General features: G+C 67.0%; 23 protein-coding genes. 13 read left to right on the top strand and 10 right to left on the bottom strand.

Going from position 1 to position 23,055, the window contains the following annotated elements; translation table 11 throughout:
- Positions 1–46 precede the first annotated feature (46 nt).
- The 5 genes from ETC07_RS13985 to ETC07_RS13965 all read left to right on the top strand — a co-directional run bounded on the left by ETC07_RS13985 (position 47) and on the right by ETC07_RS13965 (position 4,700).
- Entirely contained in the window at positions 47–1,051 is a 1,005-nt protein-coding gene (locus tag ETC07_RS13985; RefSeq protein ID WP_136249140.1) for an ABC transporter permease subunit, read from the top strand.
- Between the two features lie 9 nt (positions 1,052–1,060).
- A complete protein-coding gene (locus tag ETC07_RS13980) occupies positions 1,061–1,960 on the top strand; it encodes an ABC transporter permease subunit (RefSeq protein WP_136249139.1) in 900 nt (299 codons plus the stop codon).
- Positions 1,961–2,191: 231 nt separating this feature from the next.
- Positions 2,192–3,148 (top strand): ABC transporter ATP-binding protein, encoded by a 957-nt coding sequence (locus ETC07_RS13975; RefSeq protein ID WP_136249138.1) that lies wholly within the window; start codon positions 2,192–2,194, stop codon positions 3,146–3,148.
- Between the two features lie 8 nt (positions 3,149–3,156).
- A complete protein-coding gene (locus tag ETC07_RS13970; protein ID WP_276605514.1) occupies positions 3,157–4,182 on the top strand; it encodes a dipeptide ABC transporter ATP-binding protein in 1,026 nt (341 codons plus the stop codon).
- A 53-nt stretch (positions 4,183–4,235) separates the two neighbouring features.
- Complete coding sequence (locus ETC07_RS13965) at positions 4,236–4,700, top strand: flavodoxin family protein (protein WP_136249137.1); 465 nt, start codon at positions 4,236–4,238, stop codon at positions 4,698–4,700.
- A 115-nt stretch (positions 4,701–4,815) separates the two neighbouring features.
- Here the strand turns inward: ETC07_RS13965 and fadA are convergent, their stop codons facing one another.
- Both fadA and fadB read right to left on the bottom strand, forming a co-directional pair.
- Positions 4,816–5,994 (bottom strand): acetyl-CoA C-acyltransferase FadA, encoded by a 1,179-nt coding sequence (gene fadA / locus ETC07_RS13960; RefSeq protein ID WP_136249136.1) that lies wholly within the window; start codon positions 5,992–5,994, stop codon positions 4,816–4,818.
- 28 nt (positions 5,995–6,022) lie between these two features.
- Entirely contained in the window at positions 6,023–8,191 is a 2,169-nt protein-coding gene (fadB, locus tag ETC07_RS13955) for a fatty acid oxidation complex subunit alpha FadB (protein ID WP_136249135.1), read from the bottom strand.
- A gap of 147 nt (positions 8,192–8,338) precedes the next feature.
- Here fadB and ETC07_RS13950 point away from each other — a divergent pair, with 147 nt between their 5' ends.
- The gene (locus ETC07_RS13950) at positions 8,339–9,499 is read left to right on the top strand and encodes a DUF5924 family protein (protein ID WP_136249134.1); all 1,161 of its coding nucleotides are present in this window, start codon (positions 8,339–8,341) and stop codon (positions 9,497–9,499) included.
- A 72-nt stretch (positions 9,500–9,571) separates the two neighbouring features.
- Complete coding sequence (slyA, locus tag ETC07_RS13945) at positions 9,572–10,012, top strand: transcriptional regulator SlyA (RefSeq protein ID WP_136249133.1); 441 nt, start codon at positions 9,572–9,574, stop codon at positions 10,010–10,012.
- 25 nt (positions 10,013–10,037) lie between these two features.
- On the opposite strand, the gene ETC07_RS13940 is transcribed toward slyA, so the two are convergent.
- Positions 10,038–10,568 carry a preprotein translocase subunit YajC gene (locus tag ETC07_RS13940; protein WP_136249132.1) on the bottom strand — a complete coding sequence of 177 codons (531 nt, stop codon included), beginning with the start codon at positions 10,566–10,568 and terminating at the stop codon, positions 10,038–10,040.
- Positions 10,569–10,674: 106 nt separating this feature from the next.
- On the opposite strand from ETC07_RS13940, the gene ETC07_RS13935 reads away from it, so the two are divergent.
- Positions 10,675–11,127, top strand: coding sequence for a universal stress protein (locus ETC07_RS13935; protein ID WP_136249131.1), 453 nt, complete (start codon positions 10,675–10,677; stop codon positions 11,125–11,127).
- A 126-nt stretch (positions 11,128–11,253) separates the two neighbouring features.
- Here ETC07_RS13935 and ETC07_RS13930 read toward each other — a convergent pair whose 3' ends face one another.
- Positions 11,254–13,203: an ATP-binding cassette domain-containing protein gene (locus tag ETC07_RS13930; protein WP_136249130.1), complete on the bottom strand. Its 1,950-nt coding sequence runs from the start codon at positions 13,201–13,203 to the stop codon at positions 11,254–11,256.
- A gap of 114 nt (positions 13,204–13,317) precedes the next feature.
- Complete coding sequence (locus tag ETC07_RS15695) at positions 13,318–13,470, bottom strand: hypothetical protein (RefSeq protein ID WP_168709228.1); 153 nt, start codon at positions 13,468–13,470, stop codon at positions 13,318–13,320.
- A 17-nt stretch (positions 13,471–13,487) separates the two neighbouring features.
- Between ETC07_RS15695 and ETC07_RS13925 the strand changes: the two genes are divergently transcribed.
- Both ETC07_RS13925 and ETC07_RS13920 read left to right on the top strand, forming a co-directional pair.
- Positions 13,488–14,369, top strand: coding sequence for a TatD family hydrolase (locus tag ETC07_RS13925; RefSeq protein WP_136249129.1), 882 nt, complete (start codon positions 13,488–13,490; stop codon positions 14,367–14,369).
- Positions 14,362–14,844: a hypothetical protein gene (locus ETC07_RS13920; protein ID WP_136249128.1), complete on the top strand. Its 483-nt coding sequence runs from the start codon at positions 14,362–14,364 to the stop codon at positions 14,842–14,844. The genes ETC07_RS13925 and ETC07_RS13920 overlap by 8 nt, the downstream gene beginning before the upstream one ends.
- A 12-nt stretch (positions 14,845–14,856) precedes the next feature.
- Here the strand turns inward: ETC07_RS13920 and ETC07_RS13915 are convergent, their stop codons facing one another.
- Positions 14,857–15,429, bottom strand: coding sequence for an elongation factor P hydroxylase (locus tag ETC07_RS13915; protein ID WP_136249127.1), 573 nt, complete (start codon positions 15,427–15,429; stop codon positions 14,857–14,859).
- A 221-nt stretch (positions 15,430–15,650) separates the two neighbouring features.
- Between ETC07_RS13915 and ETC07_RS13910 the strand changes: the two genes are divergently transcribed.
- From ETC07_RS13910 to ETC07_RS13900, 3 genes are all read left to right on the top strand, one after another.
- Positions 15,651–17,111 (top strand): MATE family efflux transporter, encoded by a 1,461-nt coding sequence (locus tag ETC07_RS13910; protein ID WP_136249126.1) that lies wholly within the window; start codon positions 15,651–15,653, stop codon positions 17,109–17,111.
- Positions 17,071–18,102, top strand: a complete 1,032-nt coding sequence (locus ETC07_RS13905) for a DUF3080 family protein (protein WP_136249125.1) — start codon at positions 17,071–17,073, stop codon at positions 18,100–18,102. Before ETC07_RS13910 ends, ETC07_RS13905 begins: the two co-directional genes overlap by 41 nt.
- Before the next feature lie 118 nt (positions 18,103–18,220).
- The gene (locus ETC07_RS13900) at positions 18,221–18,934 is read left to right on the top strand and encodes a hypothetical protein (RefSeq protein WP_136249124.1); all 714 of its coding nucleotides are present in this window, start codon (positions 18,221–18,223) and stop codon (positions 18,932–18,934) included.
- Positions 18,935–18,942: 8 nt separating this feature from the next.
- Here ETC07_RS13900 and tusA read toward each other — a convergent pair whose 3' ends face one another.
- The 4 genes from tusA to ETC07_RS13880 form a co-directional block, all read right to left on the bottom strand.
- A complete protein-coding gene (tusA, locus tag ETC07_RS13895) occupies positions 18,943–19,194 on the bottom strand; it encodes a sulfurtransferase TusA (RefSeq protein WP_136249123.1) in 252 nt (83 codons plus the stop codon).
- A 181-nt stretch (positions 19,195–19,375) separates the two neighbouring features.
- Positions 19,376–20,434 carry a 23S rRNA (cytidine(2498)-2'-O)-methyltransferase RlmM gene (rlmM, locus tag ETC07_RS13890; protein ID WP_136249122.1) on the bottom strand — a complete coding sequence of 353 codons (1,059 nt, stop codon included), beginning with the start codon at positions 20,432–20,434 and terminating at the stop codon, positions 19,376–19,378.
- 46 nt (positions 20,435–20,480) lie between these two features.
- A complete protein-coding gene (locus tag ETC07_RS13885; RefSeq protein ID WP_136249121.1) occupies positions 20,481–20,924 on the bottom strand; it encodes a DUF2721 domain-containing protein in 444 nt (147 codons plus the stop codon).
- A 138-nt stretch (positions 20,925–21,062) separates the two neighbouring features.
- On the bottom strand, positions 21,063–22,634 hold the full coding sequence (locus tag ETC07_RS13880; protein ID WP_240724672.1) for a BCCT family transporter: 1,572 nt from the start codon (positions 22,632–22,634) through the stop codon (positions 21,063–21,065).
- Positions 22,635–23,055 lie beyond the last annotated feature (421 nt).

The raw sequence follows: 23,055 nt of genomic DNA, 5'->3' as shown, positions 1-23,055 counted from the left end.
CCGGCGGCCCCCCCCCCCGTCTTGTTGTTCGACGGGGCCACGCCCGATGTTAAAGTTTATCCTGGTCAAGCTCGCGCAACTGGTCCCGACCTTCCTCGGGGTCACCGTCGTTGCCTTCGCCTTCATTCGCCTGCTGCCCGGCGACCCTATCCTGCTATTGGCCGGCGAGCGCGGCATCTCCGCCGAGCGTTACGCCCAGCTCGAGGCGCAGCTCGGCTTCGACCGCTCGCCCCTGGTGCAGTATCTCGATTTCCTGACCGGCCTGCTGCACGGCGATCTCGGCACCTCGCTGGTCACCCACGCGCCGGTGATGGACGAGTTCATGAGCCGCTTCCCGGCGACCATGGAACTGTCGTTCTTCGCCCTGCTGTTCGCGGTGCTCGTCGGCCTGCCCGCCGGCGTGATCGCCGCCACCAAGCGTGGCAGCACGCTGGACCACACCCTGATGGGGATCAGCCTGACCGGCTATTCGATGCCGATCTTCTGGTGGGGGCTGCTGCTGATCATGCTGTTCTCCAGCACCCTGGGCTGGACCCCGGTGTCGGGACGCATCTCCTACCTGTACTTCATCGACACGGTCACCGGCTTCATGACCATCGATACCCTGCTGGCCGGCAACTGGGCGGCCTTCAAGTCGGCCCTGCACTACCTGGTGCTGCCGTCCATCGTGCTGGGCACCATCCCCATGGCGGTGATCGCCCGCCAGACCCGTTCGTCGATGCTCGAGGTCCTCGGCGAGGATTACGTGCGCACCGCGCGCGCCAAGGGGCTCTCCAGCTTCCGGGTGATCATGGTGCATACCCTGCGCAACGCCCTGATCACGGTGATCACGGTGATCGGCCTGCAGATCGGGGTGCTGCTGGCCGGCGCCATCCTCACCGAGACGATCTTCTCCTGGCCCGGCATCGGCAAATGGATGATCGATGCCATCTCGCGGCGCGACTACCCCGCCGTCCAGGGCGGACTGGTGCTGATCGCCTTCATCGTCATGCTCGTCAACCTGCTGGTCGATATCGCCTACGGCGTCATCAACCCGCGCATTCGCTACTAGGAGCCCACCATGACCACGACTTCGCCTGTTGCGGCTCCCGGCACCCTGCGCCACCAGCTCGCCGAGTTCTGGGGCGACTTCAGCGCCAGCCGCGGGGCCCTGGTGGGGCTGCTGTTCATCTCGAGCATGCTGCTCATCGCCCTGCTGGCCCCCTGGATCGCCCCCCACGACCCGGCGCTGCAGAATCGCGAGGCCTTCTTGGTGCCGCCGGTGTGGCACGCCGAGGGCAGCTGGACCTACCTGCTGGGAACCGACGCGGTGGGCCGCGACGTGCTTTCCCGGCTGATGTTCGGCGCCCGCTACTCGCTGTCGATCGGCGCCATGGTGGTGGTGCTGTCGATGGCGGTGGGTATCTTCCTGGGACTGCTGGCCGGCTACTTCCGCGGCTGGGTCGAGACGCTGATCACCCGCGTCATGGACGTGGTGCTGGCCTTCCCCAGCCTGCTGCTGGCGCTGGGGTTGGTCGCCGTGCTCAGCCCCGGGCTGACCAGCGCGATGATCGCCATCGCCGTGGTACAGCTGCCCTACTTCGTGCGGCTGACCCGGGCCGCGGTGATCGGCGAGAAGAGCCGCGAGTACGTCACCGCCAGCCGCCTGGCCGGCGCCAGCCATCTACGCCTGATGTTCAACACCCTGCTGCCGAACTGCATGGCGCCGCTGATCGTGCAGGCCACCCTGTCGTTCTCCACCGCGATCCTCGATATCGCCGCCCTGGGCTTCCTGGGCATGGGCGTGCAACCCCCGACGCCGGAGTGGGGCGCGATGCTGGCCAACGCACGGGAATTCATGGGCAGCGCCTACTGGGCGGTGACCTTCCCGGGGCTGGTGATTTTGCTGACGGTGCTGATGATCAACCTGATGGGTGACGGCCTGCGCGATGCCCTGGATCCCAAGATGAAACGCTCCTGACAAGCGGCCCACGCTCTACTGCACGCGGAGATGCGGCGTTGGAATCGATCTCATGATGCGCATTTACGGCTCGTAAACTGCGCTTCTTCGATCCATTTCGCGCGGTGGCCTACATGGAGGCAGGAAATGCGTTAGCCCGCTGGGAGCGGGCTTGGCACTCTCCATCGTTCGTCACGAGCGTGAGCCGTTTTTTGATGACACTCGAATTGGCTTCGATAACGAGACACCACTATGGCACTACTGGACATCGCAGGGCTGGACGTGAGCTTTCGCACCACCGGAGGCCTGTTCCCGGCGGTCGAGGACGCCCATATCGCCATCGACCCCGGCGAGGTGCTGGCCATCGTCGGCGAGTCCGGCTCGGGCAAGTCGGTATCGATGCTGGCGACCATGGGCCTGCTGCCCTGGACCGCCGAGGTCGGCGCCGAGAAGATGCTCTTCGACGGTCAGGACCTGAGCCGGCTGACCTCACGACAACGGCGCCGCATCGTCGGCGGCGAGATGTCGATGATCTTCCAGGAGCCGATGAGCAGCCTCAACCCCTGCTTCACCGTCGGCACCCAGATCGACGAGATGCTGCGCCAGCACCGCGGCGGCTCCCGCAAGGAGCGCCGGGAGCGCACCCTGGAACTGCTCGCCCAGGTCGGCATTCCCGACCCCGCGAAACGCATCGGCGCCTACCCCCACCAGCTCTCCGGCGGCATGAGCCAGCGGGTGATGATCGCCATGGCGATCTCCTGCAACCCGCGGCTGCTGATCGCCGACGAGCCCACCACCGCGCTGGACGTGACCATCCAGGCGCAGATCCTCGACCTGCTTTTGCAGTTGCAGCAGGATACCGGCATGGCGCTGATCCTGATCACCCATGACATGGGGGTGGTCGCCGAGACCGCCCAGCGGGTGATCGTCCAATACGCCGGCCACCAGGTCGAGCGCCAGGACGTCAAGTCGCTGTTCGCCCATCCGCGCCATCCCTACACCGAGGCCCTGCTTTCGGCGCTGCCGGAACGCGCCGGCGAGCAGTCGCGCCTGCCGACCATCCCAGGCGTGGTGCCAGGGCTCCACGATCGGCCCAGCGGCTGCCTGTTCCATCCGCGCTGCCGCCATGCCACCGAGCATTGCCGGCAGGTCGCGCCTCGTGCCGAGGCCGGCGATCCCGCACGCACCCTCTGTCACTACCCGCTATGAGGCCTCCCGTGAACCCGCAACCTCGCGAGGAAACCGCCATGTCCGGCGATCCCGTCATCCATGCCGTCAACCTGACTCGGCACTACCGGGTCGCGTCACGCCCCTTCGCGGCCCCCTCGGTGGTCAAGGCGCTCAACGAGGCCAGCTTCGACCTCTACCCCGGCCAGACGCTGGCGGTGGTCGGCGAGTCGGGCTGCGGCAAGTCCACCCTGGCGCGGGTGCTGACCATGATCGAGCCGCCCACCAGCGGCGAGCTGACCATCAACGGCCGGCGCGTCGAACTGAAGGAAGGCGAGCCGCCGCCCAAAGACCTGCGCCGCGAGGTGCAGATCATCTTCCAGAACCCCTACGGCTCGCTGAATCCCCGCAAGACCGTGGCGACCATGCTCGAGGAACCCCTCAAGCTCAACCGTCGCGAATTGAGTGCCGACCAGCGCCGCCAGGCGGCGCTGGAGATGATCGAGCGGGTCGGCCTGCGCCCCGAGCATGCCGACCGCTATCCGCACATGTTCTCGGGCGGCCAGCGCCAACGCATCGCCATCGCCCGGGCGCTGATGCTCAACCCGCGCATCCTGGTGCTGGACGAGCCGGTCTCGGCGCTGGACCTGTCGATCCAGGCGCAGATCCTCAACCTGTTGAGCGACCTGCAGGACGAGTTCGGCCTGGCCTATGTATTCATCTCCCACGACCTGTCGGTGGTCAAGCGCATCGCCGACGACGTGATCGTGATGTACTTCGGCCAGCCGGTGGAGACCGGCCCCGCCGACGAGGTGTTCGAACGGCCGCGCCACCCCTACACCCAGGCGCTGTTCTCCGCGACCCCCATCGCCGACCCGAACCGCCACAAGGAGCGCGTCCGCCTCAAGGGCGAACCGCCCTCGCCCCTGGCCCCGCCGCCCGGCTGTCCCTTCGCGCCGCGCTGTTTCATGGCCACCGAGGCGTGTACCCAGGGCGACCCGCCCCTGGAGGCGGTGAACGAGCGAGTCAAGGTGGCCTGCATCCATGTCGAGAAGCCGGCCCAGACGGCGCCATAGCCCGCCCAGGCACCCCGGTTGGCGCCCGCCGGGGCCTCTGGCATGCTGGCCTCATGACCCGACACCTGCTCATCGTGGCCCATGCGCCCTCTCCCAACACCCGCCGGCTGCGCGAGGCGGCCGAACGCGGCGCCCGCCACCCGGACCTCGAGGCCGTGGAAGTGACGGTCAAGCCACCCCTGGAGGCCGGCCCGGACGACCTGCGAGCCTGCGACGGCGTGCTGCTCGGCACCACCGAGAATCTCGGTTATATGAGCGGCGCCCTGAAGGACTTCTTCGACCGCAGCTACTATGCGGTGTTGGAGGAGAAGCAGGGCCTGCCCTGCGCGCTCTACATCCGCGCCGGCCATGACGGCACCGGCACCCGGCGCGCCGTGGCGTCCATCGTCAGCGGGCTACGCTGGCGCTGGGTGCAGGAACCCCTGGTGCTGCGCGGCGAATGGCAGGACGCCTTCGAGGCTCAGGCCGAGGAACTGGGGCTCTACCTGGCCGCCGGGCTCGACGGCGGGATCCTCTGAGGCCCGCCACTCCGTCGCGACGATCGACGCACCCGATGGCACGGCTCCGCCAACGAAAACGACGGCACCCCGCGGGGTGCCGTCGTCGTAAGGGCCAAAGGATCGAGCGCGGGGATCAGCGTAGGCGTTCGAACACCGTGGCCACGCCCTGCCCCATGCCGATGCACATGGTGGCCAGGCCGAGGGTGGTATCGCGCTCGCGCATCACATTGAGCAGCGTGGTGCAGAGGCGCGCTCCGGAGCAGCCCAGCGGATGGCCCAGGGCGATGGCGCCGCCGTGCAGGTTGACCGCCTCGTCCATGCGCTCGCGCAGGCCGAGCTCCTTGAGCACCGGCAACGACTGGGCGGCGAAGGCCTCGTTGAGCTCGACGGTCTGGATATCGTCGATGGTCAGGCCGGCGGCCTTGAGCGCCTTCTTCGAGGCCGGCACCGGGCCATAGCCCATGATCGAGGCGTCGCAGCCCGCCACTCCGGTGGACAGTACCCGGGCCATCGGCTCGAGGCCCAGCGCCTCGGCGCGCTCGGCGCTCATCACCGCCAGGCCGCTGGCCCCCACCGACAGCGCCGACGAGGTGCCGGCGGTGACGGTGCCGCCCTTGGGGTCGAACGCCGGCTTGAGCTCGGCCATCGACGCCAGGCTGGCATCATCGCGAATCACCTCGTCGCGGTCGACGCGTACCCGGAAGCCCCGCGCATCGTGCCCCTCGACGCCGACGATCTCGCGATCGAAGCCGCCGCCGTCCCGCGCCTCTCGGGCGAGCCGGTGGGAGCGCACGCCGAAGGCATCCTGGTCTTCCCGGGAGATGCCGTGCATCTTGCCCAGCAGCTCCGCGGTCAGCCCCATCATCATCGCCGCCTTGGCGGCGTGCTTGCTGGCCGCCGGGTTGACGTCGACGCCGTGGGTCATGGGCACGTGTTCCATGTGCTCGACGCCGCCGATCACGTAGAAGTCCCCCATGCCGGCGCGGATGTTGGCCGTGGCGATGTGCAGCGCACTCATCGAGGAGCCGCACAGCCGGTTGACGGTCTGGGCCGGCACGCTACGCGGGATACCGGTCATGATCGCCGCATTGCGGGCGATGTTCATGGCCTGCTCCAGGGTCTGATTGACGCAGCCCCAGATGACGTCATCGACCTCGTTCGGGTCGAGCCCCGGGTTACGATCGAACAGCGCCTGCATGACGCTCGCGGACAGATCCTCGGCCCGCACGTGGCGAAAGGCGCCCTGCTTGGCCCTGGCCATGGCGGTGCGCACGCCGTCGACCACCACGATGTCTCTCGGATGCAAGTTCATCAACGATATCTCCCTGTGTCGCGGTGAATCAGGCCTGACCGGCGTGCGGATAGAAGCACTCGCCGTGCCGCGCCATCTCGCGCAGCTTGTCGGTGGGGGCGTAGAGCGGCCCGAGCTCTGCGGCCAGCTCGTCGGCCTGGGCGACGAAGGCCTCCAGGCCCATGGCATCGATGTAGCGCAGCGCGCCGCCACGGAACGGCGGGAAGCCGATGCCGTAGATCAGTGCCATGTCGGCCTCCGCCGCGCTGCCCACGATGCCGTCCTCCAGGCAGCGCACCGCCTCCAGGCACAGCGGCATCATCATCCGCGCGATGATCGCCTCATCGGAGAACGTCGCGGCCCCCTCGGCCAGCCGTTCGACGAGCGTCTGGGCCTCGTCGTCATCGACCTTCTGCGGCTTGCCCTTGCGGTCTTCCTCATAGGCATAGAAGCCCTTGCCGTTCTTCTGGCCGAGGCGTTCATGCTCGACCATCAGCGGGATCACACCCTGGCCGCGCATGTCGCCCATGCGCTCGGGGAAGCCCTCGGCCATCACCTCGCCGGCATGCAGTGCGGTATCCATGCCGACCACGTCGAGCAGGTAGGCGGGGCCCATCGGCCAGCCGAAACGTTCCATGACTCGATCGACATGACGGAAGTCGGCTCCCTGGGCCACCAGCCGGCTGAAGCCGCCGAAGTAGGGGAACAGCACGCGATTGACCAGGAACCCCGGGCAGTCGTTGACCACGATCGGCGTCTTGCCCATCTGCCGGGCATAGGCCACGGTCGCCGCCACCGCGGCGTCGCTGGTCTTCTCGCCACGGATCACCTCGACCAACGGCATGCGGTGCACCGGGTTGAAGAAGTGCATGCCGCAGAACTGCTCGGGGCGTTCGAGGTGCTCGGCCAGCCGGGTGATCGAGATCGTCGAGGTGTTGCTGGCGAGGATGGTGTCCTGCCCGACCGCCGTCTCGGCTTCGGCCAGCACCGCCCCCTTGACCTTGGGGTTCTCCACCACGGCCTCGACCACCAGGTCGACCGAGCCGAAGTCGCCGTAGGAGAGCGTCGGGCGAATATGGGTCAGCCGTTCGGCCATCTGCTCGGTGGTGAATTTCTTCCGCTCGACCTGCTTGGCGAATAGCTTGCGGGCTTCCTTGAGGCCGAGATCGATGGCCTCGGCCTTGATGTCCTTCATCAGGATCGGCGTGCCCTTGGAGGCGCTCTGGTAGGCGATGCCGCCGCCCATGATGCCCGCCCCCAGCACCGCCGCGCTCTCGACGGGACGCGCCTGTTTGGCGTAGCGCCCGCCGGCCTTCTTGACCGCCTGATCGTTGAGGAACAGGCCCACCAGGTTGTAGCAGACATCGGTCTTGGCCAGCTTAGCGAAGGCCCCGGCCTCGATCGATTGAGCCCGTTCGCGCGCCTCACCGGCGCCCTTCTGGATCACCTTGATGGCCTCGATGGGCGCCGGATAGTGAGGCCCGGCCTTGCCCGCCACATAACCCTTGGCGGTCTCGAAGACCATCATCTGCTCGATGGCATCCAGGCGCAGCGGCGAGGTCTTCTCGGCACGCCTCGCCGCGTGGTCTAGCTCGCCGCGATGGGCGCGATCGAGAAGGTCGCGGGCCGCCTCCAGCAACGCATCGCCGGGCACCACGGCGTCCACCGCGCCCATGCGCAGCGCCTCGGCAGACTTGTTCTGGGTGCCGCCGGCGATCCATTCGATGGCGTTGTCGGCGCCGATCAGTCGCGGCAGGCGAACGCATCCCCCCCAGCCCGGCAGGATACCGAGCTTGGTCTCGGGCAGGCCGAGCTGGGCCGTGTCGCTCATCACCCGGAAGTCCGTGGCCAGCGCCAGCTCACAGCCGCCCCCCAGGGCCAGGCCGTTGAGCGCGGTGACGGTGGGGAACGGCAGGTCCTCGAGGGTGTTGAAGAGGCCGTGCACACGATCGAGCATGGCCAGGATCTCGGCCTCTTCCTTCTCGAACATGGCGTGGAACTCGGTGATATCGGCCCCGACGACGAAGGCCTCCTTGGCACTGGTCAGGATCAGCCCCACGAGCCCGGACTCGGCGCGTAGCGCCTCCACGGCTTCGGCGAGCTCGCCGACCACCGCCGACGACAGGGTGTTGACCGACTCGTCGCGGTGGTCGAGGGTCAGGGTGGCGACGCCGTGCTCATCGCGCGCCACACTAATGGCAATACCTTGGTAGATCATCCACGAATCTCCATGCAGAAATTCATACGGCCGTTTGATTCCATCAGCTTGGGCCAGTCTGTCGAAGGCGTCAAGCCCCCGCCCGAGCGACCCGGCGTCGTCGCCTGACGACTCCCGCCGCGTGCGGCATCCTGCTAGGATGCCATCATGAATCCCGACCGCTTGCCTCCGCCCCCCGAATTCCCTGCCTCCCGCCTCGAGAGTTGGCAGCGTCGCCTCACTCGTCTGGCGGAACGCGCCCGCCCCTGGCACTGGCTGTGGCCGCCGGTGGCCTTCCTCGCCGGCATGGCGAGCTTCTTCCTGGTGGAACGCCAGCAGTGGCTGGGCGCCGCCCTGGCACTCGGTATGCTGGTGGCCTGGGTACTGCTGCTCTCGGAGAGCCTGATCGCCCGCTGGCTGACGCATCGCGGCTATCCGGCCCTGTCGCGCGGCATCACCACCTTCATCGCCCAGATGGTCCACCAGGAGACGCTGTTCTTCGCCCTGCCCTTCCTGTTGGCGACCACCGTCTGGACCAGTGGACAAGCGCTGTTCACGACGCTGATGCTGGGGCTTTCGCTGCTATCGATCCTCGATCCACTCTACTATCGCCTGGCCGACCGCCATCGCTGGCTGTATTTCGCCTTCCACGCCCAGTGCGTGTTCCTGGTGGTGCTGGTGACGCTGCCGACCGTGCTGCACCTGACCACCGGCGAGAGCCTGACCATCGCATTGGTCGCCATGACGGTGTTCAGCCTGCCGAGCCTGATGCAACTGTTACGGCCCATGAATACCGGCCGCTGGCTAGCCATGCTGGTGCTGCTGCCGTTGCTGGCCGGCCTCGGCTGGCTGGGGCGTGCCTGGGTGCCGCCGGCCAGCCTGTGGCTCTCGGGCCACGCGCTATCGCCTTCTTTCGACGAGAGTGCCCGCATGCCCGAGGGTAGCCTGCGGCTCACCCCCGAGGCCCTGACCGGCCATGGCCTGTATGCCTACACGGCGATCCATGCGCCGCGCGGCCTCGAGGAAAAAATCGTGCACGAATGGCGCCATGACGGCCAGCTGGTCGATCGTATCCCGCTCCAGATCCAGGGCGGTCGCGAGGCAGGCTATCGATCCTGGACACACAAGAGCCACTTCCCGCAAGACGCGTCCGGCGACTGGCGGGTCGATGTGATGACCGCCAGTGGCCAGCGCATCGGCGTGTTACGTTTCCGAGTCAGCGACACCCCGGAACAGGCGACCTTCGCCGATGGTCAGATTCACTCGCCGGCGGGGCTTCCCGGCCTGGATCTGCGCCGCTTGATCGCACGACCGACGGATATACCGTAGATCGCTAACGACTTGCATTACACTCCATAGCTCCGGACAATCCCATTAGATTCACCGTTTGCGCAGACACTCATGCCACAGAACATTGGTTTTACGCTTTCTCGCTTACCACGCCTATGGCGCGCGGTCATCGATCATCGTCTGGCCCCCGATGGGCTGACCCAGACGCGCTGGGTCACGCTCTATCACCTCTGGAAGATGGGCGATGACCAGCCGCAATGCGATCTGGCACGGACCATCGGCGTCGAGGCCCCTTCGCTGGTACGCACCCTGGATCAGCTCGCCGAACAGGGGTTGATCCAACGCTGCCCCTGCGACAAGGACCGGCGCACCAAACGCATCATGCTCACCGCCGACGCCATGCCGCTGCTCGAACGCATCGACGCCGTGGTCAGTCAGGCTCGGGAAGAGATGCTTCAGGGCCTCTCCAGCGAGGAAGTCGAGAAGCTCGGTGAGCTACTCGGCCGCATCGAGGCCAACGGGCTGGCACTGCAGGCCAAGGAAGAGGCCTAGGCGGCCACCGGCACGATGCACCACGCTAAGCGCGTGGCGCCTTCGGCTCGGTATGGCGCTCGGGGCGGTCCGGCCGCCCCGCCAGGCCATCGCGCAACTCACCCACACCATGCGCCATGGGCCTGAAGGCCTGGGCTTCCCACGATTCTCCCCACCACAGGGTCAGGGCCTCCGCGCTCGACTCCACGGCCAGCGTATCGGCGGGCAGGCGCGCCAATAGCGCCTCGAAGTCCTCGCGTACGCCCCTCGGCAGCTCGTGCAACGGTTCCTTCCGCCAGCGCCAGCCCTCGACGAAAGGCTTCAGGGCGTCGCTGGCCTCGGCATCGCGCAGCAGCATGAAGTCAGGCCCCGGCCGCCGGGGCGGATAGGCCCAACGATAGGCCGGCCACTTGTCGTCATCCTGGTGGCGCGGTGACGCGGCGAGCCGCACCTGAACCCCCTCCCCCTTGGCCACCTCGCGTAATGTCATGGTGCGCTGCTGGCGGGGGCTCGGCCGTAGCCACATGGCCGGTGCGAATATCAGCCCGACCACCACGGCGATGATCAACCAGATCATAACGGTTTTCTCTTCCTATACTTGAGGCAAGTCGTTGTCTTGTCAGATCGTGCGTCCTAGAGTGGAAGGTAGCCACTCACCCTGACCCTCTGCCGGAGGCAATGCCATGAGCCACGAGTATCATCACCTTCTGGTCGCCGTCGACCTGACCAAGGATTCCCACAAGGTGCTGGAACGGGCGATGCAGATCGCCGACCGCAACAAGGCCAAGCTCTCGATCATGCACACCCTCGAGCCGCTCGGCTTTGCCTACGGCGGCGACATTCCCATGGACCTCACCAGCATTCAGGATCAGCTCGACGACCATGCCAAGCAGCGCCTGGCGGAAATCGCCGACACCAACGTCGACAAGGAGAACCAGCACGTGGTGGTGGGCATGCCCGACACCGAGATTCATCGCTTCGCCGAGGAACAGAGCGTCGACTTGATCGTGGTCGGCTCGCATGGCCGCCACGGCTTCGCGTTGCTGCTGGGTTCGACCTCCACCGGCGTGCTGCACGGCGCCCAGTGCGATGTGCTGGCGGTGCGTGTCGGCAAGGACGGCGAGACGGCGGAATGATCCACGACGCTTCCCTGTCGCATGAACGAGGCGCCCCGAGGGGCGCCTTTGTGCTTTAGTGACACTCCGCTGGGTTCGTCGGGCAGAGTGCTAGATTCGCGTCATGAGCGAAGAATAGCGAACTCCTCAGGTCTCGCCTGCCGCCATCGCTTCCAACTCCATCCAGCGCTCCATGGCGGCCTCGAGCTCGGACTGCCGATCGTTCAAGGCCTGCAGCGTCTCGGTGACCTTGTCGTTGTCCTGCTGATAGAAGGCAGGATCGCCGACCTGAGCCTCGAAGTCGGCGACCGCCGTTTCCAGGCGCTCGATCTCCTTCGGTAGGCCATCCAGCTCGCGCTGTAGCTTGTAGGATAGCTTGACGCGCTTGGACGCGGTCTTGGCGGCCGGCTCGGCCTCCTGCCGGGCAGGGGCCGCCTCGACCGACGCCCCGGCCGGCGCCCCGGCGACCGGCTCGACCGCCTGGCGGGCGGCGCCTTCCCAGGGCGCCGGCGGCAGCTTGCCCCCCTGACGAATCCAGTCGCTGTAGCCGCCGACATACTCGCGGACACAGCCCTGCCCCTCGAAGGCCAGCACGCTGGTCACCACGTTATCCATGAAGGCACGGTCGTGGGAGACCAGCAGCAGGGTGCCGTCGAAGTTGAGCAGCAGCTCCTCGAGCAGCTCGAGGGTTTCCACGTCCAGGTCGTTGGTCGGCTCATCGAGTACCAGCACGTTGGCCGGCTGGGTGAACAGCTTGGCCAGCAACAGGCGGTTGGACTCGCCCCCCGAGAGTGCCTTGACCGGCTGGCGCACGCGCTCCGGGGAGAACAGGAAGTCCTGCAGATAGCTCATCACATGGCGATCGCGCCCGCCCACGGTGAGACGATCGCTGCCTTGGGCGACGTTGTCGTAGACGCTCTTCTCAGGCTCCAGCCCGGCGCGCAGCTGGTCGAAGTAGGCCACCTGCAGCTTGGTGCCCATGCGTACCTGCCCTTCGCTGGGTTCGAGCTCGCCGAGCAGGATCTTGAGCAGGGTGGTCTTGCCGGCGCCATTGCGGCCGATCAGGCCGATGCGGTCGCCGCGCTGTATCTCGAGATTGAGGTCGCGGATGACCGCCTGCTCATCGTAATACTGGGTCGCATGGGTCAGCTCCACCACCCGCTTGCCGCTGCGATCGCCGCGGTCCACGGAGAGGTTGGCCCGCCCCTGGCGCTCGCGGCGCTCGCCGCGGTCGCGACGCATCTGCTGCAGGGCCCGCACGCGGCCCTCGTTGCGGGTCCGCCGGGCCTTGATGCCCTGGCGGATCCACGCCTCTTCCTGAGCCAGCTTCTTGTCGAACTCGGCATTCTCGCGGGCCTCGACCTCCAGCTCGTGGGTCTTCTGCTCCTGATACTGGTCATAGTCGCCGGGATAGCGCCCCAGGCGGCCGCGATCGAGCTCGAGGATGCCGGTGGCCAGCCGCGACAGGAAGGCGCGGTCGTGGGTGATGAACAGTACCGAACCATTGAAGGCGGACAGCTGTTCTTCCAGCCAGGCGATGGTATCCAGGTCCAGGTGGTTGGTGGGCTCATCGAGCAGCAGCAGGTCGGGGTCGACCACCAGCGCCCGGGCCAGCGCCACGCGCCGCCGCCAGCCGCCGGAGAGATCGGCCATGGCGGCATCCTCGGGCAGCCCCAGGCGGGTCAGCACCACATCGATGCGTTGATGGAAGGACCAGCCTTCGATGGCCTCGAGCCGAGTCTGCAGCTGAGCCATGCGCTCCATGTCCGGCTCGGCTTCCTGCACCAGGTGGTGGTACTCGGACAGCAGCTCGCCGGCCTCGGGCAAGCCCTGGGCCACCACGTCGAAGATGGTATCGCCGGAGGCGGCCGGCAGGTCCTGGGCGAGCACGCCGATCTTGAGGCCCGGGGCGCGCCAGATATGCCCGTTATCGGGCAGGTTCTCGCCCGACACCAGCTTGAGCAGGGTCGACTTGCCGGTTCCGTTGCGGCCCACCAACGCCAAACGCTCGCCCTTCTCCAGCACCAGATCGGCGCCGTCGAGAAGCACATGGGTGCCATAGGCCAGTTGTAGCTGTTCCAGACGTAGCAGGGTCACGCATTCACCTCTTCGTTCGATCAAGCCGCCAGTGTAACGCATGGCCGCCCCGACGTGGCCCCACCCCACTCCAGACGGGTACAATACGCGCCTTCTCATTGACCCGGCGCCCTTTCAGCCGGATCGACGGCGGCACAGGAACGTGCCGCCGACGGCCGTCAGGCCCGCGCGAGCTCGTGCCACGCCAACCGATTCACGCATCTGCGCCAGCGTGGCGCGAGCAACGATCAAAGCGCTCAGGACGATCCCTTTGATTGCCAGGTTCATAGACAGGAGTGTTCGCCTTGGCCGACGCCACGCCCCCCTTCGACGACGTGCTGCCCGAGGCACTGAGGTTCCGCTCGCCGGCCCCACTGGTGGATATCGGCGCCAACCTGACCCACGCGAGTTTCGCCCACGACCTCGAGGCGACGATCCAGCGTGCCCATGCCGCCGGCGTCGAGACGCTGATCCTCACCGGCACCGACCGCGAACACGCCGAACAGGCCGTGGCCCTGGCCCGGCGTTATCCCGGCCTTTACGCCACCGCCGGTGTGCACCCTCACGACGCCAGCCAGTGGACGCCGGGGCTCGAGGCGGCGATGCGTGAACTGCATCGCCAGCCGGAGGTCGTGGCGGTGGGCGAATGCGGCCTGGACTTCAACCGTAACTTCTCGACGCCCGCCGAGCAGCAGCGCGCCCTCGAGGCTCAGCTTCAGCTCGCCGCCGAGAGCGGTTTGCCGCTGTTCCTCCATGAACGCGATGCCGGGGAGCGCATGCGCGAAATGCTGCACGCCTGGCGCGACGACATCTCCAAGGCGGTGGTGCACTGCTTCACCGCCGACCGCGACACCCTCTACGGCTACCTGGATCTCGACCTGCACATCGGCCTGACCGGCTGGCTGTGCGACGAGCGCCGCGGCCATCACCTGCGCGAGCTGGTCGGTGCGATTCCCGCCGCGCGGCTGATGGTGGAAACCGACTGTCCGTATCTGCTGCCGCGCAACTTACCTGCCAAACTCAAGGGCAGGCGCCACGAGCCGGCCCTGCTGCCCTGGATCGTGCGCGAAATCGCCCACTGGCGCGGCGACACGGACGCCGACCTGGCCCACGCCACCACCGCCACCGCCCGGGCCTTCTTCGCTCTCGAGGAAGCGGCCCGCGAAGAGGAACACCCCAATGGATGATCTGCCCGCTTTCATTGCCATCGAGACCGGCGACGACGGCGACCTGCCGCTCTCCATCGCCTGGACCCTGCCCGACGGCCGCGTCAAGCACACCCTGATCCAGCCCGACGATGCCTGGCTCGACGACGAGCTGGTCTCGCTGGGCGCCTACAGCCTGGAGGAACTCTCCAGCATGGGCGTGAGCCCGCTGGACGTGATCCGCGAGCTGGAGACCGACCACTTCAACGCCACCCTCTACACCGCCGGGGTCAGCGACGATGAGGCGGCGATCTCACGGCTTTTCGATACCTACGGGCTCGACCCCTTCGTCGAACTGGCCCCCGCCGAGAGCCTCTATGATCAGCTGGCCCCCGGCGACTGGGCCCGTGCCCGCGGTGAGATGTTCGGCGAATTGGGCCTCGAGCCGCTACGCCCCGAGGAAGAGATCCAGGTGATGCTGACGCTGCATCAGCGCCTCCATGACGGGGAGCTGTAAGCCCTCACGCGTTCAGACCGAGGCGCCGACGGGTTCCTCGGCCGCGGCGAGGCGCGCCCGGCCCGCGGCGACCGCCGCCACGACCGGCAGCCCGCCACCATAGAAGGCCGCCAGGGCGGTGCGGAAGGCTTCGGCCCTTGCCGGCAGGCCTGCCCGCTCGTAGCGCGCCGCACGCGCCGCGACGCGTGCGGCGAAGCCCTCGCGGTCGACCTCCACCTCGCCGAGGTTGTCCACACTGACCGCGAAGCGACGCCCACAGGCCGCCGAGAGCAGGCTTTCCAACGCCTGCGGCGCCACCTCCACCGCCTCGAAGTCGAGCTGCTGGTCGGCGTCGCGCCCGTCGGGCAGGTACCAGTAGCCGTAGTCCTCGAGCGCGCGGCGACGAGCCCCGGCGATGCACCAGTGGCTGACCTCGTGCAGCGCGCTGGCGTAGAAGCCGCGGGCGAAGATCACCCGATGCCAGGGCGTGTCAGCATCGGCGGGCAGATACAGCGGCTCGTCGCCGCCGCGCACCAGGCGGGTGCGATGGGTCGGCAGGAAGAGGCCGTCGAACAGGGCGATGACATCCTCGAGGCGATGGCTCACGCGGGCTCCGGCGGGGTCGTGGATGGGCGGCACAGTATAGCGAGACCGTCCCGGCGACGAAAACCTCCGCGGCGCAGCGCGGCCGACCGACTCGAGGGTCGACGATGCACACCCGGCTCGATGGCACGGATCGGCAGCGCCTCCCGCACGCCCTTGATAGACTAGGCCCAGCACCTCGCACGCCTGGAGCGCGGGGCCAACCCTCGGCATGGAGCTCACCCTTGGCCCAGTTCATCGCTAACCTGTCCGCCACCACGCGCACGGAAACCCGTCCGCTGATTCGCCTGGCCCTGCCCATCTGCGGCGCCCAGCTTGCCCAGGCCGGCATGAGCACGGTGGACGTGATGATGACCGGACGGCTCAGCGCCACCGACCTGGCCGCCGTCTCGGTGGGTTCGAGCCTGTGGATGCCGCTGATGCTGTTCATGACCGGCACGCTGATGGGCCTGACCCCGGTGGTGGCCCAACTGCTCGGCGCCGGTCGCCGCGGCGACATCCGCCTCCAGGTACACCAGGCACTGTGGATCGGCCTGGCGCTGGGCGTGCTCGCGGCCGGGCTGCTGTGGACGGCGGTCATGCCGATCTTCCGCTTGATGGCGGTGCCCCCGGCGGTCGCCGAGCACGCCGCCGGCTACCTCGCCGCGGTGGCCCTGGGCTTGCCAGGCGTAGGGCTGTTCATGGCGTTGCGCGCCTTCTCCGATGGCATGAACCATACCCGGCCCGCGCTATGGATCAGCCTGCTGGGGCTGGCCGTCAACATCCCCAGCAACTACCTGCTGATCTACGGTGGTGCAGGCCTCGAGGCGCTATTCGGAGGCTGGTTACCGGCCCCCGTGGCGGGGCTGCCGGCACTCGGCGCAGTGGGCTGCGGGCTGGCCACGGCCGTATCGATGTGGGTGATGTGCCTGGCCATGGCGGCCTACACGCGGCGCAGCCGCGCCTACGACGGCGTCGCACTGTGGCATTCACCGACGCCACCACGGCCGCGGCCGATCGGCGAACTCCTCTACGTCGGCGCTCCCATCGGCGTGGCGATCTTCGTGGAGGTGACGTTGTTCACCCTGATCGCGCTGTTCATCGCCAGCCTCGGCGAGGTCATCGTGGCCGCTCACCAGGTGGCGCTGAACTACACCAGCCTGCTGTTCATGCTGCCGCTGTCGCTGGGCATGGCGCTGACGGTGCGGGTCGGCAACACCCTGGGGCAGGGACGCCCCGAGGCCGCGCGTCTGATGGCTTGGCACGGCATGCTGATCGCCCTGCTGGTGGCGCTGATCAACTGCCTGCTGCTGTGGCTCACCGCCGAGCCGGTGATCGCCCTCTATACCCACAACCCGGACGTCGCACAGCTGACGCTGTCACTGGTGGGCCTGGCCATGCTGTATCAGGTCTCGGACTCCCTGCAGGTCAACCTGGCCGGTGCGCTGCGCGGCTACAAGGACACCCGAGTGATCATGCTGATCACCCTGGTCGCGTACTGGCTGGTCGGCCTGGGCGGCGGCCACTGGCTAGGCAAGCATGGCCTGTTCGGCCTGGTGGCGCCGCTCGGGGTCTATGGTTACTGGATCGGCCTGGTGGGCGGACTGACCGTGGCCGCCCTGCTGCTGGGCGAGCGCCTGAGACGACGGAGCAAGGCGGTAGCGTATGCGAATCGGCCGAGCGAGGACACGCCCTCTCGCGATTAGCGGGATCCTGCTGCTGGTGCTCGCCGGCTGCGGCGACGGGCCCGCCGAGACGCTGTTGAGCGACTACCAGCAGGAGCTGGCCGAGGCGCTCGAGCGGCCCCCGCCCGTGCGGCATGCGCCGGAGAATATCGGCGACTTCCCGGCCCCCGATGCCCGTCTGTTCCGCATCGCCGAGACCCGCGAGGGGCTGCTCGACGTCTTCGCCCTGCGCGGCTGCCACATCGCCCAGCTGGTCGCCGGGCGCAACAACCAGCTCGGCAAGGTGGCCACGCCCAGCCAGCGCTGGCTCTACGAGCTGGCCCTGTGGCGCCGCCTGAGCGGCTGCTGGAACGGCACGGCGCCGGAGGCCCTCGGCGAGACCGATCGGGCGCGCCTGAGGCGTCTCACTCTGCTCAAGACCGAGCAGCTGCCCCGCGCCAGCTGGAACGCGCTCTTCGCCTCGGAGGAGTGGGTCGACAGCTTCTCGCGAGCCAGCTCGCCGCTGCCCCCGGAGGCCCTGGGGAGTGTCAACGACCAGCTGCCGGCGCTCGCCTACCTGCGCGAGGCCACCCTTCATCAGTTCGATCGCCGCTGGGAGCCAGACTCCGCCCGCCTGGAAGGTCATCTCAAGACGCTGCGCGAGCGTCCGCTGACCGCCGAGCTGCTGCGCGCCCTGATGCTCGCCGCGCGGCGCCTTACGGAAAGCAACGAACTATTGGAGCGCGCGCTGGCCGACGGGCAGTGCGCCGTCTCGCCCGCGAACGCCGTCGAGCCCCCGTCGAGCCGCCGGATGACGGCCTGGCTCGAGCGGCTGACGCTTGAGTCCCGACGCTGGTTGAGTGCTCTTCAACACCTGCTCGATGCTCAGAAGGTCTCGCCACCATCGGCCATCGCGCGCTACCGGCAACGCTGGCTGTCACTGGAAACGCCCGCAGCGCCCTGGCCCGCCCTGCAAGCGGCACGACGGCATCATCGAGCGCTGCGCGCCGAGCTGATACGACGCTGCCGCTGATCAGCGGGACTTAACCTCGGTCATCGGTCTGTGCTATTGATGGGATGACAGTGACGTCATGCGCTGCCGACCGGCCCGAGGGCCAATGCCGTGATCAAGCCGCCGCTGGAGGGACTTCATGGGTATCCCGCTGTCATCTCGCTCCGCCCAGGTCATCGACCTGGAGACCATGCGCCAACGCCAGCAGGCTCGCAAGCGCCTGATTCGACTCGCGCCCGAACTCGATGGCCTGGAGATGGTGTACCAACTGCCCGACGAACCCGATGCCTACTACGGCATGCCCCTGCTCGCCTGGGGGCTGCGTGAGGATGGCGATATCGTCGGCCTCGTGCCGTGGATGGAACGCCTGACGCCCTGCCAGGCCCTCGACGACCCGGCACAGGGTCACTTCGTCGGTTACCGAGACCCGGAAACCGAGGAACTGTTCGAACAACCACCGGAACACAAGGTCCTGGAACTCGAGCAGGCCGCCGCCTACTTCGACTACGAGGATACCGAATCGCCGACGCTGATCCAGCAGCTTCCCGAGACCCAGGGCACCCATGCCCTGTGCATGGACACAGGCGATGCCCCCTGGCAGCTCAAGCAGGTCTTCGGCTGGCGGCTCTACAGCGACGGCGCCGTGGAGGCGTTGCTGGCCGACGAGCGGCGAATCGAGTCGACGCCGATCCTGCCCGGCGATGCCTGCCTCTATCCCGGGCACAGCCGCCATCGCGTGGTCTACTTCTTCCAGCGTCAGATCGCCAACCGCATTCGTCGCGAGGATCCCGCAACCCTGGAAGCCCTGGCGCTGATGGTGATGTCCGATCACCCGGAGGATGACGGGGCGTGACTCGCGACTCAGCCCAGGCGAATCAGGTACCGATACTGGCCATCGACCTCCTGCTCGGCCAGCAACGTATGGCCCAGGAAGCTGCAGAACTTGGGCACGTCACGGGTGGTCGCCGGATCGCTGGCGACTACCTTGAGCACCTCGCCTGGTGCCATGTCGCGCACCTTGTTGTGCATCAGCATGATGGGCTCGGGGCAGTAGAGCCCGGTGGTGTCCAGCTCGGCATGACAAGCCGGCAGGGAGTCCGTGGAATCGGCCATCGATGACCTCGCCTCGTGATACGGGATGAATGAAGACTCAACAACTAATGGGATGCTCGAGCGCCGGCGAGCACGACGTATCCGGACCGGCGCCGGGATATGAACCGTGCTCCCGGGGCTCGTATCCCGGCTCACCGCGACCAAGCCCATCCGTTGCTCGGCTATCGGCGGTGCCGAGCCTTCAGTTGAACAGCCGGACGTGAACCGTCACTTCCTCGCGATCGTGATAGAGATGGCGGCAGGCGATCTCGGCCTCCACCCCCGCCGCGGTCAGCGAACGATCGAGCCGGGCCAGTCCGTCCGCGACGGCCTCCCAGCGCTGCTTCATCGGCAACTTGAGATTGAACACCGCCTCGCGACACCAACGCTTCACCAGCCAGCGTTCGACCATGTCGATCACCCGAGCGGGCTTGTCGACGATGTCACAGACCAACCAGTCCAACCGCATCGGCGGCGCCCAGACGAAGCCGTCCTCGCGCAGGTGCTCGACCAGATCGGTGGCCATCAAACCACCATCCATGGGACCGTTGTCGATGGCGTATACCTGCATGCCACGCCGAACCAGCTGCCAGGTCCAGCCGCCCGGGGCCGCGCCCAGGTCCGCCGCCTGCATGCCCTCGGCCAGGCGGCTGTCCCACTGATCCCGTGGCACGAACTCATGCCAGGCCTCCTCGAGCTTGAGCGTCGAGCGGCTGGGCGCATCATGGGGGAAGCGCAACCGACGGATGCCGCCAGGCTGCTCGCTGCGGTTGCCGGGGAAGCTCATGCCCAGCTGCACCCGATCACCCTCGGTCCACCATAGATGCAGCCGCCGACCGCCCGCCTTGCGCCGCAAGGCGCCACGCTTCTTGAGCATCGACTCGAGTGGGCGCTGGAGCGCCTTGATCAGACCGGCCAGCGCCTTGGCGTCGTTGGTGTCCGGGGTTTCCTGCCACAGCGACTCGAAACTCCAGCCGCTTTCCAGCACCTGTTCGACGATGGGCGAGAGACGGTCTTCGCGAGACAGCTCCAGCGGCTCCAACGCCACCAGGCTCTGCCGGGCGAAGACCAGCGACGCAAGCGGCAGCGCCCGATGCAAGGCATTGGCGGGTCGCTCATCGGTCAACACGAAGCCGACATGGCCCACCTGAGGCCGAGGATAGCCTTGCCAACCGAGCGCGGCCGCCTTGGTGGCGATCTCGCCGGCCAGGTCGGGCTCGAAGCCGGGGCGACAATAGAACAGCAGCTGCTGGGGAATCATGGGGCCTCCTTGAAGGGCCGCTAGTCTAGCGGCGGCCATGCCGCGCTCACAAGTCGCGTGGCGTCTCATCGGCAGCACTAGAGGCATCGCAAGCGCGATGACGGCTCCCCAGCTCCAGATCGCGGAGCTGGACGTTCAAGGCATTGGTCGAGATATTCACCTCCCAGAGGGAGAAGAACAGCGAGACCGACAGGCTGATCAGGCTGATGCCGAACAACACCATGCCCGGCAACTTGAACGACAAGAACAAGGCGAACATCGACAGCGTGCACAACAAGAAACTCGAGACCCCGGCCATCTGCATCCACTTGGTCAGCGTGATGCGCCGACGCAGTAGCAGGATCTGTCGAACCGCCACCTCGTGGTGGGCATCGCGATCCTCCTCGGCGAGCTTGCGGATCAACTGCGCCAGGGTCAGGAAGCGATTGGTATAGGCCAGCAACAGCAACGAGATGGCCGGAAACAGCAGGGCCGGCGTGGTAAGCGTCAAGAAGAGCCTCCTTCAGGGTTAGCCTTGGTGTCGCATTATACGCGTTCGAGCGCCCATCACGGTCCTCTCGAAAACACGCCGGCCCCCGAACGAAGCATTCGGGGGCCGGCGTCTCTTACGGCATGGCGCCGTCACGCATCAGCTGTGCTTCGGCTGGGCGACGATGCCCTGCTCCCGCGCCATGGCGATGGCGGCCTGAGGGCCCGTCCACAGCGAGGGCAGCAGCACCAACGACACCGGAATCGCGGTAATGACGATGAACTGCTGCAAGGCGTTGACCTGGCCGGCGCCCATGTACAACAGGATCGCCGCCATCAGCGCCATGGCGATGCCCCAGAAGGCGCGCACCAGCACGTTCGGGGAGTCGTGGCCGGCACCGACGACCGAGATCGCATAGCTCATGGAATCGCCGGTCGTGGCGACGAAGATGGTCGTCAGCACCAGGATCGCGAGTGCCATCAGCGACCCGCCGGGCAGCGCCTGGGCCACGGTCAGGGTGGCGACATTGAACTGGAAGTCGTTGAGCGCCGACGTCAGATCGATGGCCCCGGTCAGCTGGTAATGGATCCCCGAACCGCCCAACAGGGTGAACCAGATCGTGGTGACGATGGGGGCCATGACCGCGACCGCCAGGATCATCTGGCGAATGGTACGGCCACGCGAGATACGCGCCACGAAGATCGCCATCAGCGGACCATAGCCGATGAACCAGGCGAAGAAGAACACCGTCCACCACTGCATCCACCAGGCCGGTGCGGTCTGGGTGGTCATGGTCGCCATGGGGAAGAAGGAGTTCAGGTACTCACCGAAGCCTTGGGTGAAGGCATTGATCAAGAACTGAGTCGGGCCGAACAGGAAGATGACCGCGGCGATGGCCATCGCCAGGATCACGTTGAAGCGGCTCAACCATTGGATACCCCGGTGCACGCCGGTCATCGCCGAGCTCACGTAGACCGCACCCAGGCCGATCAGGATCACCAGCTGGGTGCCATAGCCCTCGGGCAGGCCGAACAACTCGTGCAGCCCGAAGCTCACCTGGGTGGCCAAAAAGCCGATCGGGCCCACGGTGCCCGCCACCACGGCGATCACACACAGGCCGTCGACCACGCCGCCTAACCAGCCACGCATCAGACGCTCGCCGAGCACCGGCGTCAGCAGGGTGCGTGGCTGCAGCGGCAGGCCACGCACATAGTGCGCATGGGCCAGCACCACGGCCGTCAGCGAACCGAGCACCGCCCAGGCCAGAAAGCCCCAATGCATGAAGGACTGCGCCAGGGCGCTGGCGATCGCTTCCGCGGTGCCGGCCTCGGTATCAAAGGCCGGCGGCGTCACCACGAAGTGGTAGACCGGCTCGCCGGCGGCGAAGAACACACCGCCCCCGGCCAACAGGGTACACATGATGATCGACAGCCACTTGAAGGTGCTCATCTCCGGAGTGTCCCGATTGCCGACCTTCGCGCTGGCCGCCGGCGTAGTCACCAGCCCCATGGCCACCAGGAAGGTCAGCAACAACAACCACTGGAAATAGCTGCCCAGCGTCTTGGCGGTCCAGGCGAAGCCCGCGGCGATGCCATCGGCCACCATGTTGACGTCGTACAGCGACAGGGCGATGAACCCCAGGATGAAACCGATGCTCACGCCGAGCACGACCGGGTCCCCTAATCGTCTCACGGGCGTGGCGCTCATCGAATGGGAGTGTTGTTCACTCATACATTGCTGTCGGCCAAGATTGGCCGCTCTCTCCTCTTGGTCAGTCGAAAACTGTGGCTAAACACCGGTGGACCGGCACGGTGTGCCGATAGCTGAGTCGCTTATTCACAACGTGTTGGCGGGAAATTCGCCCCGCCGGGGCCTATATAGAATCGTGCCCTGCTCATGAGAAGCGGCCAGGCCGACAATCCATCGAGTATCAAGGCTAGGGGGTCAGAAGAATGCCGAATATCATCATGTTTCAACGGCATGCTAACGCGGGCCGCGCACATACGAGGCAGCCCCACAAAAGGCGGGGAAGCACGACCCGGGGACAAGCGGATAATGAAAAAACCCCGACTCATTGAGTCGGGGTTTTCTCGTAATAAGTGCCTGACGATGACCTACTCTCGCATGGGAACTCCCACACTACCATCGGCGC

This window comes from Halomonas borealis (genome assembly GCF_004798905.1).
In the GTDB taxonomy this organism is placed as follows: domain Bacteria; phylum Pseudomonadota; class Gammaproteobacteria; order Pseudomonadales; family Halomonadaceae; genus Halomonas; species Halomonas borealis.
Note: the sequence above shows the minus strand (reverse complement) of the source record. Positions and strands in the feature narration are given on the sequence as shown.